The 15,167-nt window shown below is 45.2% G+C and carries 11 protein-coding genes; 9 read left to right on the top strand and 2 right to left on the bottom strand.

Going from position 1 to position 15,167, the window contains the following annotated elements:
- Positions 1–9: 9 nt before the first annotated feature.
- The 5 genes from KUV50_RS01050 to KUV50_RS01030 all read left to right on the top strand — a co-directional run bounded on the left by KUV50_RS01050 (position 10) and on the right by KUV50_RS01030 (position 9,915).
- Positions 10–4,680, top strand: coding sequence for a DUF4157 domain-containing protein (locus tag KUV50_RS01050; protein ID WP_222578224.1), 4,671 nt, complete (start codon positions 10–12; stop codon positions 4,678–4,680).
- A 35-nt stretch (positions 4,681–4,715) separates the two neighbouring features.
- Positions 4,716–5,108 carry a hypothetical protein gene (locus tag KUV50_RS01045; protein ID WP_222578223.1) on the top strand — a complete coding sequence of 131 codons (393 nt, stop codon included), beginning with the start codon at positions 4,716–4,718 and terminating at the stop codon, positions 5,106–5,108.
- Positions 5,109–5,154: 46 nt separating this feature from the next.
- A complete protein-coding gene (locus KUV50_RS01040) occupies positions 5,155–6,564 on the top strand; it encodes a vanadium-dependent haloperoxidase (RefSeq protein WP_222578222.1) in 1,410 nt (469 codons plus the stop codon).
- Between the two features lie 151 nt (positions 6,565–6,715).
- Positions 6,716–8,575, top strand: a complete 1,860-nt coding sequence (locus KUV50_RS01035; RefSeq protein ID WP_222578221.1) for a DUF4157 domain-containing protein — start codon at positions 6,716–6,718, stop codon at positions 8,573–8,575.
- Positions 8,576–8,586: 11 nt separating this feature from the next.
- Positions 8,587–9,915: an ATP-binding protein gene (locus KUV50_RS01030; RefSeq protein WP_222578220.1), complete on the top strand. Its 1,329-nt coding sequence runs from the start codon at positions 8,587–8,589 to the stop codon at positions 9,913–9,915.
- 41 nt (positions 9,916–9,956) lie between these two features.
- Here the strand turns inward: KUV50_RS01030 and KUV50_RS01025 are convergent, their stop codons facing one another.
- A complete protein-coding gene (locus KUV50_RS01025; protein ID WP_222578219.1) occupies positions 9,957–11,084 on the bottom strand; it encodes a glycosyltransferase family 4 protein in 1,128 nt (375 codons plus the stop codon).
- A gap of 34 nt (positions 11,085–11,118) precedes the next feature.
- Between KUV50_RS01025 and KUV50_RS01020 the strand changes: the two genes are divergently transcribed.
- Genes KUV50_RS01020 through KUV50_RS01005 form a run of 4 tightly spaced genes read left to right on the top strand, consistent with a single transcriptional unit; the run spans position 11,119 to position 13,464 of the window.
- Entirely contained in the window at positions 11,119–11,769 is a 651-nt protein-coding gene (locus KUV50_RS01020) for an HAD family hydrolase (RefSeq protein ID WP_222578218.1), read from the top strand.
- 16 nt (positions 11,770–11,785) lie between these two features.
- Positions 11,786–12,199 carry a regulatory protein RecX gene (locus KUV50_RS01015; protein WP_222578217.1) on the top strand — a complete coding sequence of 138 codons (414 nt, stop codon included), beginning with the start codon at positions 11,786–11,788 and terminating at the stop codon, positions 12,197–12,199.
- Positions 12,200–12,246: 47 nt separating this feature from the next.
- Positions 12,247–13,062, top strand: coding sequence for an OmpA family protein (locus tag KUV50_RS01010; protein ID WP_222578216.1), 816 nt, complete (start codon positions 12,247–12,249; stop codon positions 13,060–13,062).
- A gap of 6 nt (positions 13,063–13,068) precedes the next feature.
- Positions 13,069–13,464: a LapA family protein gene (locus tag KUV50_RS01005; protein WP_222578215.1), complete on the top strand. Its 396-nt coding sequence runs from the start codon at positions 13,069–13,071 to the stop codon at positions 13,462–13,464.
- A 72-nt stretch (positions 13,465–13,536) separates the two neighbouring features.
- Here KUV50_RS01005 and nadB read toward each other — a convergent pair whose 3' ends face one another.
- A complete protein-coding gene (nadB, locus tag KUV50_RS01000) occupies positions 13,537–15,153 on the bottom strand; it encodes an L-aspartate oxidase (RefSeq protein WP_222578214.1) in 1,617 nt (538 codons plus the stop codon).
- Positions 15,154–15,167 lie beyond the last annotated feature (14 nt).

The raw sequence follows: 15,167 nt of genomic DNA, 5'->3' as shown, positions 1-15,167 counted from the left end.
TGCAAATATGTGCACCTAGCCAAAACAAAAACCAGTTCATCCGCTCACAAAAGCATTCAAAAAAAGCGGCAACCTTTCTTTCAAAAAGAAGGGCAGGACAGTTTTTTTTCAAAATCACACGAGACAACCTCTTCTTTTTTTCATTCAACCCCGGTTCAAACCAAATTGACTATTGGCCGTCCCAATGATAAATATGAAGTAGAAGCCGATGCTATGGCCGATAAAGTAGTGCAGCGGCTGGATCATCCCGGAATGGTTCAAACTAAACCTGCACCATCAAAGATTCTGACTCCTCCGGTTCAGCGCAAATGTTCAACTTGTGAGGAAGAGGAAAAAGTACAAAAGGAAGAGGATGAATCCCATGAAGAAGAAATCCAACGGAAAGCCATATTTGAAAGCAATGAACCACCACCGGAAAAGGTCATCCAGCGCGTATGTGCCGGTTGCCTGGCTGCAGATGCATCCGTCCATGAAGATGAAGCGAAAGAAATGGTTCAGAAAAAAGAAGAAGGTCAATCCTCAGAGGGGGGAACCAAGTCCTCCTTGGAAAGTCGTCTGAATGCATCCCGCGGTTGCGGAAACCCACTGCCTGAAGATACACGGAGCCAAATGGAATCCTCTTTCGGGACTGATTTTAGTGGCGTGCGTATTCATACCGGCAGCTCGGCGGTACAGATGAATCAGGAGTTACACGCCCAAGCTTTCACCTATGGCAGTGATATATATTTTAACCAGGGAAAATACGATCCTGGTAGTACAGGTGGTACTCATTTATTGGCGCATGAGCTGACCCATACGGTGCAGCAGGGCGGAGGATTGAGCAAGTTGCAAATGCAGCGAAGATATTTTGGTCCGGGCAGAGAAGGGGTCCCGCAAAATTGGAGTACCCGGGTCACAAATGCTTCTTCAGCTAGAGACCGGTATCGTCTGGTGCGGGAAGCAGTGGGACAGGGTGTTACCCTGGAAAACAGAACCACTCAAAGTGCAAATGATTCCGCCCCAAATCCCCGTCATTTGTTTCCATTTTCACCAGGCAATAAAATTAACTATGATGACGGCTTGAACTCCAAGAGATCCCCGATGGACAGACGCCCCTTGAGTAGTAATGCAGGATACACCCTGCATTCACGTGGTCGCCACTACATTGTATTGGGAAGAAAGTCTTTAATATCAAATGCTTTTCACCATACAAAAGTTATTCTCAACCATGAATTTGATCATATACGGCAAAGCCAAGCCGGCAGCAGACTCGCTTATACAGAATCCGAGTTGGATGCATGGACTAGTACCTTCCTACGTGAATTTCATCGCACCTATATACTGGGAGATACAGGAAGAACGTGCTACATCCAATCTATAAATCAATTTGCCCCACTTCTGATGTACTATTCAAATTCAAGTTCCAGACAGGCAAAAGCCCGGGCGATAAGAAGGATCAGGGCCTATTGGAATTCTACCTTGAGAAATCACGCTGCTCATTTACGGGTATTTAGATATTGGATTCACCGATCGATGGCAAGATCCGCTAATCCCTCATTAGCACAAGCACTGAATCAAAACCTAAGTTTAAATATAAATGCTTCCGCCGGTCTTGGAACGACCAGGCAATTTCCATGTACAGATGTGGCCAATTTATCTTATCCATCGCCTCCGTCGCTGAGTGTCCCGGCTGCATCAAGTAGAAGTAGAGGTGCCTTCCAGCGCAAACCAATTGACGCAGGCAATACCATTTCAGACAAACAGTTTCTGGCGAAGAAGGTGAACCATACGGGGCAGCAAGGGGCTGCATTATTACAAAGGAATGGGGATGCCTGTTATCCGGAAGATACAGATGAGACAACCTTGAGTTGTGATATTGATTTTTCACAACAAGATGAAACCCTGAGAGAAAATGGAATAACTTTAGCCCCACAGGATTTAATTGAATTAGCGGGTATATTTCCTGACGGCATTACCTTAAACTCCACCGAATTATTCATATTGGTGCAAGGAGAAGCTTTCGCAAACAGTATACGGTTAAATGGATATCGTGTAAATACCTCCCGTCCCAGCACTTCCAGTACCAATGTGTTTGTATTGCAAATTGGAAAAGGTCGTGCAATCATGGTATCTTCCACGGTTGGAGGCAGTATTATGTTAGATGCAGGAGGTGGAACCAGCAGAACCAGTAACTCACAGAAAGCACGTCAAATAGCTCGTGATGTGAACAATATTTTACTGAGTGGCATCGCAGCACCACCACGTCGGATCACAATTTCTCATATTGATTTAGACCATTATAATGCCGTACAAGAGGTACTTAATTTGCCACAAATGCGTAACACAGATGTACGGATTACTCGGCAACAACTAATGGAAGGATTACGTTCGGGCAATTGGCAGACTATGAACATACAGTTCAACAGGGCTAATAAACTGGTCAGAATCAATGTCTCAGGAGTTTCAAGCGTGCATATTGACAGGGCATTTATTGGTGGTATGGAAGTAACAGAATTCAGATCAGTCCAAGCTCATGAACAACTAACAGATCGTAATCGGATACGATATAACAAAAATAGTACGAGCGAAGTTACCATTGTTCGTGACTTTCTTACCAATACTACTCACGTATTCACAGCAGATGGTGAAGGGAGGACAATCCATGAAATAATAGATATGGTCGGCCGAGAAGCTTTCCGTAGGATTATGGGTGGAGGCAGCCGAAACCTAGCTTCGGTTGAAGCTCCGCACCATGGGGGTTCAGTAACCGGAGGAGCCAATACAAGGGGCATGGTGGAGTTTTTGCGACTCGCATTTGAGTCAAGTAACGGAAGGGTGAACTTTTTCACACAAACCAGCCAGCGTTTTTCGGGTACTGGTAGTGCCTCTTTAAACTATTTGGACGCTGTGGAAATACCTGTGGAAAGGATACAAGAAGGTGGTAACGCCAGTAACACCACGCAGGTACGGAGAATATCAGGACAAGCTCAGGAGCAAATCACAATAGATCGTGGAAGGATAACCGAAATTTTGGAATTGGGGAATGCCAATGCCTCAAGAGTTATGGCAGCTCAGCAAACTCGCCATAAACTATCCAACTTTTCGGAACTGATTACTCCGATCGAACGGATGCTTGGTCTGGAAGGCACGCGAGCTGAATTCAGACAACTTGGTGAAGCCGCATCCAGCGTAAGAAGGAATATACAAAATAGTCAACAAGCCTTAAATACCCCCTGGAATGAATTTTGGGAAGTGATGAAAACAGAAGCCGAAACTTCGGGAATGCGAGCCAGCACACCAAGACAACAAGTAAGACAGGCGCTGGCAACCCTCTCCAGCCAAGTGCGAAATACAGAAGTTTCAAGATTAGAAAATGACGTAATTTCACTTTATAACGGCTTAAATATTTACCAAAGGTTACTGACCAATGCCCTCGCAATGAGGTTAGCTCTTAATGAAGGCAGAATTTCGGATTTGAATGCTTTAAAAGCGGAACAACGCAATCTTCTGTCCAGGTCTATTTCACTAATCGGGAGAGCAGAGACATCCCAACAGATAAGGCAAGCCTGGAGAGCTATCAGAGAAGTGTGGACAGGTAGACTTATTCGTACGGTAGCCCGACGATTGGGCCATTATTCGGCTGCGCACAGGCATATGATGACAGATTTTCGGGTGGTATTAAATGAAAATATTGTAAACCAGGCCAGACTTAACCAACTTGTCGAACAAGCACGTCATGGTACCCTTCCAATGGCTCCAGGCCGTACTATTCCCATGCGCTCCAGAATAGGGGCTGGATTTATGGCCGCCATTGAAATAACGAGGATAGGTTTGGAATTATATGAGTCGTTTGAATCAGCTGCTAGAGCCAGAGAATCCCGGGATGCTGCAGAGCGGGTAGAAGGCTTACAGGATATTCGGTGGTGGCAAGACATGGGGGCCCAACCTGAAATAGAACTCGTTGAAAGAGGGGCTTTCTCTGGCTGGAACATCGTCTCTTCCCATCTGAGAAACAGCACCAAAATGGAGATCCTTAATGGTACGTATACCGGTGAAACTCCCAACTTTGACAAAGCAGTAGTGACCGAAGTTTCTGATGAAGATCTTGAATTCGTAGTTGGAAAAATGACCATTGAACTAATTGATATGAATGATTGGGTACGTAATTATGGACATCCAGTCAGTGAAAATGGACGAATTAAAAAATTTGAAAATGGATGGGGCGTAAAACTTTGGAGCAGTGAAAATGAAAGTTATCGTTATTATTCCAAAAACATTATCCAGAATCCCCTGAATGCTTTATATGCAAACCTACAAGATCAGTTAAAAGAAGAACTTGAATATCAAACCACCAACCCAGATAATGAATTGGCCACGGTAGAGAATACTGCTTTTTTCGGTACAGACCGGTATATATATGTCTACAATGGCCCTACTTTAAAACGTCTTGATTTTGAAGACCGGGTTCCTAAATTTTTTGTTACTGGTCTCCAGGCTCCCACCAACCCCGATTTGGTATCTGTGAGGGCAGCAGATGTTTATACATACAATAAACTAAGTAGGTACAACACTATTGAAATTGAACCAGGTTTACCCTACAATACAATACGGTCATATCGAAATTCTCGAGGTGAGGGATATGTAGAAAGAGATAGTATTAGATATTCTTTGAAAAACATAATTAATAATGCCATCCCCTAAAATTTAAAGGTAGTAAGTAGCCAAGAAAAATAATTATGCAAGTAACCGAAGTAAAATCCAGTTTTTCCACAAGCCCAAATTTAAAGGCCAGACCGCAACCCTTTTTCAACCAGGAAGAGGAAAGGAGCTTTTTTTCAAAATCCAATGAACATACCACTTTCTCTTTTAGCCCGGCAACCATACAGCCTAAATTGACCATCGGGCAACCCAACGACAAATACAAAGTAGAAGCCGATGCCATAGCGGATACGGTGGTAAAACGACCAAGTGTATCTTCAAATCAAAACATTTCGACTGGTATCGTTAGCCCTGGAATCCAAAGAAAATGTGAAAGCTGTGAAGAAGAAAAAAACCTGCACAAAAAGGAAGATGGATTTACAGAAAATACAGTCATTAAAAAGTCATTAAATAAAATAAACAATCTATAGAATGCATATTTTAAATCCAAAGTTTTGAATTAATCAATCAACAACCATGACAACCACAGATTACACCCCCAGTAAAGCCCACCGATGGAACCGCCTGGTCTGCGATGCACTCCATTATACCGGAGCACCACCGACCATAGCCTCCAGAGCCCTGGCGATGGTACACACCGCGATGTACGACGCCTGGACCTGCTACAACGATGGTGGATGCGAAATCAGCACCACCTCCGGCCGCCGCTTCAAACAGTCCGACAGCGAATGCATTTCCGCTCACCGGGAAGAGGCTTACAGTCACGCGGCTTACACCGTCGCACAGGACCTGTTCTGGCTCAATCTGCCGCCGGAACAAAAATCAATATTCCGGGATTTTATGTGTGATTGTGGGTATGATCCGGATAACCGGAACCTTTCGCCGGACAACCCAACGGGAATAGGGAATCTGCACGGAAAGTTGATCCTGGAATGTCGGGCAGGTGATTTTTCCAACCCTTATGGCACCCTGCATGCAGCTGCGTATTCTGATTATGGCCAATATCATCCGGTCAACGCACCGGCCCCCCAAACTGCCAAATACTATGACCGATGGCAACCACAATCGACCAACAATCGGGTGCAGGAATTTATGACAGCGCATTGGGGCCTGGTGAAAGCTTTTGCACTACTCTGGGGTGGACAGTACCGACCTGCTGCACCGATCTTATGCGATAGAGATGGTTTTGAAGAACAGGCAGAGACGCTGGTGGATTATAGTGCGAACCTGACTGATGAGCAAAAAATCATCGCCGAATTTTGGGCAGGGATGCACGAAGAAAAATTCACCGATGCAGTGCACGATAAAGATGGCCCCTGGGCTTCTCCACCTCAACAACTATGCAGGCAAGCAAGGTATTTGTCCCGGAAATATGGTCATAAGAATGCCTATGACATCAAATTGTTTTTTGTGTTGGGCAACGCCCTACTGGATGCGGGTATCGCTGCCTGGGATTGTAAATTTCATTATGATTATGTGCGGCCGATCACCCTGGTGAGACGTACCTATAAAGGACAAACCATCGAGGCCTGGGCAGGTCCTTGTGAAGGCACCCAAGAAATCGAAGGCGAAAATTGGGTGCCCTACATCCCGTCGCCGCCATTTGCCGAATATGTATCAGGCCACAGCACCTTCAGCTCAGCAGCAGCAGAAGTTTTGGGCAATTTTTGTGACAGCGGTAAGTATGGTGAAACAGTAACCATTCAGAAAGGTGGTTCCAAAATAGAACCGGACTGTACTCCAGCCGAAGATGTTACGCTAACCTGGCCGTCCTTAAAAGATGCCGCAGACCAGGCCGGTATTTCGCGATTGTACGGAGGTATTCATTTTAACGCTGGCAATCAGGAGGGCAGGAAGTTGGGACACAAGGTAGGCTGTGCGGTTTGGGAAAAAGCCATGGCCTATTTTGATGGGGAATTGGGATAAGTGAGGGGAAAGCCTATGCTTGTTATTAACCGATAACTCCGGACTGAAGCGCCAGAGATACTCATAAAATCCTTATTACATCCGTCATGTAGGACGGGGCCACAAGTATCAAATTTACTAAGGGCTTTTAGCCCGTAAAAAAATTATTCAGATGAAACGAGTCTTCAGGAGCCATCGACACAAAAACCCTCATCAACACGGGGAAAATGAAAAAAAGCAGATTCCATTCTTCTCAAAGGAAAGCCGTAGCCCTTTTTTTAATGCGGGGATTCAGACCAAAAAGGACACTGCAACAGGTTCGTTGAAGGTTGGAAAACCCGGTGACAAATATGAAAAGGAAGCCGACCGTGTGGCTGATGCGGTGGTGAACCACTCCACCTCCAAGCCGGCCATTCAAAACAAAGAGATCAGCAGTATCCAACGAGTAACGCTGGCCACTCCACAGGAAGATGAAAAACTGGGCACTGCAGAACAGCGCATGGAGGAAGATAAACTGGTTCAAGAAAAACCCGAACTCCAAAAAATAGAAGAACCAAAGGAGGAGGAAATGATCCATAAAATGGGAGGAGGACGAGAGGAAGAGGAAATGTTGAGCAAAAAAGAAGTACCGGAAGAGGAAGAAGAAGGGATGATCAACAAATTGGAAGGAGAAGAGGAGGAAGAAGGACCAGTACAGACCAAGTCTGAAAATGCTACCAGGTCTGCCGGATCAACAGTAACCCGTCAAATAAAAAACAAATCCGGAAGGGGCAAACGATTGCCTAAACACACCAAAGCCGAAATGGAGGCGTCATTTGGTGTGGACTTCAGTTATGTCAACATCCACACCGATGCGGAAGCCGTCAGCCTAAACAAAAAGCTGGGAGCCCAGGCATTTACGCATGGAAAGGATGTTTATTTTAACCAAGGCAAATACGATCCGGGGTCCAGCAAAGGAAAACATCTGCTGGCGCACGAGTTGACGCATGTGGTTCAGCAAACCAGAGGGAGTGATGGCATTACTCCAAAATTACAACGTCAGACCGGTAGCTCTCCAGTTCCAACCACCTGCGGAAAACCGGCCGAATGTCCGGATACTTTTTGCAAACCGTTACCACACCCATCTATGGCGATTATTGCACGAAACACTACCGCATCATTCTTATTGGCGGGAATAGCCAAAGAAGTGAGTCCAAGGGTGGTTCCATTATGGGCACTTTATCTTTTCGGAGGCTCGGCGCCCAGAAATATCACCTCCAATTTTGGTCCCGATTTTACGGGATCAGTTACAACATCTGCGACAACAAGTTTTCTGCTTGATGCCTTAAAAGCCAGGATAAAAACCAGTCCGCCTGTATTTCCATCTGGTGTTAATACCCTCGTATTAAATATTGCTACCCTGATTCCCAGTGAAATTGCAGCCATCAATACTTCAGGAGATGCCAAAGAAATGAATTTTAATGCCATCGGTGAAATTCCGGGGAATATCGCCGGTGGAATTGGGACTACTCAACTGTCATGCCCGGTAGGAGCTCGTCCTTCTCCGTTTAACGATGCAAGGATAGCTTCTGGTTTTGTTTTAATAAATAAGCTGCCAGATCGGTCTCTACTCGTACAACCTTTCATCAATTACAAAGTGAAAGACACCATCGATTTGTGTCCCGGGAATTGCGGAGCATTGAAAGAGCAGGTCGCCACGGTGCCCATGTCCAAAATGGAAGCATCGGGTATAGCCGGAGATGTGCCATTTGTTGTAAATTTTCCTTCTAAGCCGATTCAGCCTTTTTCCATTCCGACACCTCTCCCACCCACCACAAAGGGTATCATAACGGCCTCTGCACTTCGGATAAGATCAGCTCCCGATCTTTCTGCACCCATTTTGGATAAATATCCCAGGGGTACCCTTGTGGATCTGGAATGTCAGGTGACTGGTTCATCCGTTCGCGGGAATACTATTTGGTATCAAACCAACCGCGGTTTTATTTCCAGCGAATATGTCCACTTATCTGGTCCGGCCCCTTTAGATTGCTAAAAACTCAACGGATGAAACAATCAAAAGATCAATTTCCCGAATTTCAGTTCATCGAAAAGTACCTTCAATATCGATTGGACACGCAATTCTATGCCAAAAACAATCTGACGGTACCTGAATTACCTGGGTATTCAAAATGGACCATTCATGTACCCCCCATCATCAGGAAGGCCAGATTAAACAAAGCTGAAAAGATCCTTTTACTTTTAACACTTTGTCCACAAGTACAAAGTCACTTATTGGACACAGTCATTCAGGAAAAATTGACTTCCACAGGTGACTTTCCGCAGCTCGGAGGTATTCGGGGCAAGAATTTCCGGGGTCTGTTACCTACAGGACAAACGGCATTGTTCCTGTTGGCTGGAAACGATTTAAAAAAAAGACAGGCGGTGTATAGATATCTTGGTCCCGATCATTTTTTTGCAAAAAACCATATCCTAAGGCTTGAAGACGCACCAGATGGCGAGCCAAAAATGTGTGGAAAACTTATTCTTTCAGCGGAATATGCAGAACTATTCCTGACTGGAAGAATTAGTAAGCCGGCCTTTAGTATGAAATTCCCCGCGCAGCTGATCGAGACCCACATGGAATGGAGTGATCTGGTACTGAACCCGGAGACCAATGTCCAAATCAAAGAGCTCCAGATGTGGATAACGCACGGCAACACCCTGCTTTACGACTGGGGCATGTACAAAAAACTAAAACCAGGCTACCGGGCTTTGTTCCACGGACCACCAGGTACCGGGAAAACGCTCACGGCCAGCTTACTGGGCAAATATACAGGTAAAGATGTCTACAAAATCGACCTTTCGATGGTGGTCTCAAAATTTATCGGTGAAACCGAAAAAAACCTCGCCAACTTACTGGCCACAGCTGAAAAAACGAAAGGCATCTTGTTTTTTGATGAGGCCGATGCGCTTTTTGGAAAAAGAACCAACGTACGGGATGCCCATGATAAATATGCGAATCAGGAAGTATCCTACTTGTTACAACGCATAGAAAACTACGCAGGATTGGTCATATTGGCCTCTAACCTAAAGACCAATATTGATGAAGCTTTCATCCGACGGTTTCAGGCCATTGTTCATTTTCCTTTTCCAAGCTTTTCAGAACGGTTGCAAATATGGAGAAAAGCATTCCCTGAAAAAGTGGGCTTGCACAAAGATGTCGTTCTGGATCAAATAGCCCGAAAATATGAACTCTCAGGTGGGGATATCATGAATGTCGTCCAGTATGCTGGTCTACGGGTTCTTGCAGAGAACAAAAAGGAGGTCACACATCAATTTATCATGGATGGTATTCAGCGGGAATACCAAAAAGGAGGCCGGATTATGCGGTAGACTTGTGCACTTCCGAACGAAGCAATTGCTCCTTTGAGAAATTAAATTCGGAAATTCCGATAACTTTCTTCTATAGTTTCATAAATCAATTTTGTTGTCGATCGCCAGCTAAACCTGCTTTTTCGTTCATGGCCACTCTCCACTAAACTCTGGCGGATACCACCATCCAGGTACACGCGATCCATGGCTGCCGAAATCGCCTGAACATCCTCCGGATGAACCAGTAAGCCAGCATCCCCTGCTACCTCCGCTACAGAAGTGGTGCTGCTGCAGATGACAGGGACACCCGCATGAAAAGCATCCAGCACCGGCACGCCAAATCCTTCAAAAAGAGATACATAACACAGACTTAGTGAATTTTTAAGCAGATTCCACAAGGTGGTATCGGACACATAACCAGTTCGGATGATCTGAACGGAGACCGGCGAACGATCTATACGCTCCATAATCTCCTGTGTCTTCCACGCAGATCGCCCGGCCAACACCAGCTTAATTCCGGCTTTAGCAGCCTGTGCGTGTTCAAATGCTTCCACGAGCCTGATGATGTTCTTCCGTGGATGCAGACTCCCTGTATAAATGAAATACTGATGTGCTTGCACACCATATTTTTCCAAAACAGCGGGTCTGGACTCGGGCGGATTATTCTCAAATCTGGACCCGTTGTAGACAACTTCAATTTCATTCCTCTTAATATTATATTGCTTTTCGAGATCTTTGGCGCTGTATTCCGAAACCGTCAACAGACCCGTGGATAACCGGGCAAATTTTGGTTGAAATTTTTTATAATACCACAGGTCGGCGGATTTCATATATTCGGGATAATGAAGGTAAGCCAGATCATGGATGGTCGTGACCACAGGAATGTGAAGTCGCTGGGAAGTAAACCCATCAAAAGAGACAAACACCTCTGCATCCCAGGTTCTTAAATGAATGGGAACCAATACATCAAACCAAAATAAGTACAAAAACGGATGTCGTGCTGCCGGTCGAAGAATACGAAACTCCACGCCGGGGATCAAAAAAGCTCTGGCAGGCTTTCGATCAAACAACACCAGATAATCATGTTCAGGATACAGATCCACCATCCGCTTGAGAACCTCCCAGGTGAAATACCCCAGCCCTTCCAGTCTGTTTTCAATCAAAAGCCGACCATTAATGGCTATTCGCATCTACAATTTATTTTTGTACATTATACCGCAAATTATGGAAAAGAAACTATCTACTATAATATTTGATTTTGGAAATGTTCTGATAGACCTCGACATTCCCGGATTCCGGCAACGCATGAGTAATCTTACCGGGATACAACCTGCCGATCAGTCTCATAAAATCCGCGAAGTCATGGCCTCATACGAGTGTGGACTTCTCAGTACCGAGCTGTTTATAAACCGGATCATCAAACTGAGTGCCAGACCGGTTCAGGCTTTGGATATTATCCAGTGTTGGAATTCCATGCTCGTCGGGATAAAACCTGAGACCCTGAAAATATTACGCCACTTCAAAAGCCACTTCGACACCTATCTGCTCAGCAACACCAATGCACTCCACATCGAATGGGTTCACCGGCACCTGAAGGATGAGCACAATATCACAGCGTTTGAGACCGAATACCTCCATGGGTCATTCTACAGTCACGAATTAAAAATGGCCAAACCAGATCCTCAAATCTACCAGGAAGTGCAACGGAGAATCGAGGTTCCAGGTGAACAAATTCTGTTTATCGATGACCTGGAAGAAAATGTGGCTGGAGCTAAAAATGCAGGATGGCATTCGGTCGTACACCCGCCTGGACATTCGATCGCAGACACCCTGAATTCTTTCCAACATTTAAGCCATACGAACTATGTCGGATGACAAAAAAAAGGCAGTTTTGGCCCGTTTACAGAGATACTGTGCACGCGAAGACCGATCGGTACAAAAGATCAAAGAAAAGCTGTACGACATCGAAGAGCTCACCGCTGCCCAAAAAGAGGAAATTATTAACCAGCTAATCGAGGAAAAATTTCTGGACGAGAAAAGATTTGTGGAAACTTATATCCGCTCTAAGGTCAATCAGAACAAATGGGGTCGACAAAAGATAAAACAAGGACTGATCCGCCACCATATCCCTTCCCGGTTGATCGATGAAGGTCTCCTGGAATTAAATAAGAAAGTGTACCTAAAAAACCTTTCCATACTTCTCGCCGCAAAACAACAAAAATCAGAAGATCGCGTAGCGTGGATCCGGTATTTACTACAAAAGGGCTATCTATACGAGGAGATTACCCAGGTAATCGATGATTAAACGGTTATTTTTATTACATTTGGAATTAACGATTTTTTTGATACCACATGAAAATATTGATCTCCGTTCTGGCTTTCATTTGGTTCCTGGGTTGGGGCTTTTGGTTTCTCTATGACAAGGGGCATATCAACCTTACCTCTTCGCTGGAAAATCAGGTAGCTGTATCCCCCATCAACGACACCATTTCGACCGAGCTCGAACCCCCGCCTCCACCTTCTTTTCTAAAAAACCACCCACCTGCTGATTCTATAGATGCCATCATTGATTCATTGATGGCAAAACGAAAACCAGGTGAAGCCATTCAGGTCATCAGTTTTTATAAGGAAGGTGAACCATATACGGGGATGAATGAAAATCCAGGCATTCAACGATCGATTAATCTGATGGCCAATGCACAAAAACGCTATGCTTCCCGGGTGCTTCAGCCCATGGGGCTAAAACTCATGGAAGGCAAAGACACTACGGGGATCAGCACCTACTATCAGGTTGTCAAAGTGAATAAAAAATCACTTTTTCGAATAATCAACGATCAACGTGTTTTGGTCTTCTTTCCATTTGCCTCTAAGAATGAAAAGACATCTTCTAAAATATCTGATCCCTTAGACTCGTTAACAAATATTTGGAAGGCCGAAAAAAATCATTTGATTATAACAGGATACACCGATAATTCCGCTGATGAAACCATCAATTATAATCTTGGGCTGGAAAGAGCAAAATCCATTCAACAACGTATCGTCGACAATGGATTTCCCGAAAACAAGATCACGACATTATCCCGAGGTGAAAAAGATCCCATATCGATCAACACCACCTCAGACGGACGTTATCTTAACAGACGAGTGGAAATATTAGTGGACAAATAACAGATTATGACCATATCTATTTTACAGACCATTTTTGTGCTCTATTTTGCGGGACAATCAGACACTCCCTCCAATTTGGGTTTGGACATACTCATATACATCGTCATGGCGGCAGGTTTTATCATCATCGGATTTCTAGCCTCCAACTTCTACAATAAAGCCCGCGTAAAAGAAATGGAGGCAGAAGTGGATGCTGAAAAGGAACGGTTAAACCGACGGATCAATACCCTGGAAAAGGAAGTCAAACACCTTTATTCCAAGGAGGATGAACACATTGTCATCATCAATAACCTTAAGAAAAAAATTCACAAAGGTCAATCAACCGATCCAGCCCAAAAAGATCAGGAAGATACGCCGGACCCAGGCGACGACAATATTGATCTTTTTTCAGATAAGGACTAATGCCAGGTGACATGAAATACAAGACCGTCCCAGAATGCGATGTCTAGCATTGCCCAGACATCGCTCAGCAATTTATAAATACATGTGATCTTTGAACGGTAGTTTGTCCGGGTAGTCCGTCGTATAATGCAAGCCCCGGCTTTCCTTGCGATAAGAAGCCAGCTTAGTGATAAGGTAGCCATTCGTAATCAGGTTACGCAATTCGGCCAACTGGGGAGAAAGTGTCGTGGATTGGTACAGGCCCTCCGTCTCTTTGTACAGCGTATGCAGTCGGTTCAAAGCCCGGTTTAGCCGGACATTGGAACGAACAATCCCCACGTAGCTGCTCATGATTTCTTTTAGTTCCTTGATGCTTTGGGTGATCAGTACCATCTCTTCAGGTTCTGTCGTTCCCCGCGCATCCCACTCAGGCACCTGTTCATTGCAAGACCACTGGTCGATGCGATGACTCACATCCCGGGCGATTCGATGCCCGAAAACCATTCCCTCCAGAAGTGAATTGGACGCCAGTCGGTTCGCGCCGTGCAGCCCCGTGCAAGTAACCTCACCGCAAGCATATAATTGCCGAATGGAAGACTGTCCATTTTTATCAACCATGATTCCACCGCAAATATAATGGCAGGCCGGGGTCACCGGAATGTACTGCGTAAGTGGATCTATGCCTACACTAAGGCATTTTTCCAGAATCGTAGGAAAATGTGTTTTAAACCCTTCCGGATCAAGATGGCGACAATCAAGGTACACGTAGTCCCACCCGTGAATTTTCATTTCCCGGTCAATCGCCCGGGCCACAATATCCCTCGGAGCCAGGGATTTTCGAGGATCGTATTTGTGCATAAATTCCTCGCCATCCAGCGTTTTGAGGATAGCACCATAGCCTCGTACGGCCTCGGAAATTAAAAAATCGGGCATGGCACTTCCCGGATTACCCTCCGGCGTATACAAAGCTGTCGGGTGAAATTGCACGAATTCCATATCTTGTATTTTGCCTTGTGCCCGGAACATCATAGCTATTCCATCGCCGGTAGCAACGACCGGATTTGTCGTAGAACGATAGACCTGCCCCGCTCCGCCTGTTGCCAAAATAGTCACTTTGGCCAGGTAAGGTTCGATAAATGCACCATTTTCTTTTTCCATCACATAGACCCCATAGCACTCAATATCCGGTGTAGCACTGGTAATCACCCGCCCGAGATGGTGTTGGGTAATCAACTCGATGGCAAAAGCCTCTTCGACAACGGTAATATTTGGATAATCCCCCCCCTTCTCTAGAATTACACGCTGGATTTCCCATCCGGTTTTATCCTTATAGTGCAGAATCCTGTTTTCGGAATGCCCGCCTTCCCGACCAAGATCGTAATCACCATCAGCTTCCCGGTCGAACCGTGTACCCCACTCGATCATCTCTTCGATCCGTTGCGGTCCTTCCTTGACGACCATTTCTACAATCTCTTCGTCGCACAACCCGTCTCCAGCATCCAGTGTATCTTCAATGTGTTTTTGAAAATTATCCACATCATGGTTCCACACAGAAGCCACACCACCCTGTGCCCAGCTGGTATTGCTTTCACCCTGGCGGGTTTTATTGAGTACAGTAATGGACAAGTCAGGACGATGCTCGGCCAGGTTGATCGCCACAGTCATTCCTGCAACTCCACTACCTATTATCAATACGTCTTGTTTTTTCATAGATTCTCTTTTAT

It is taken from the genome of Membranihabitans marinus (assembly GCF_019802045.1).
Lineage (GTDB): Bacteria > Bacteroidota > Bacteroidia > Chitinophagales > Saprospiraceae > Membranihabitans > Membranihabitans marinus_A.
This window is presented reverse-complemented; position numbering and strand designations above follow the sequence as displayed.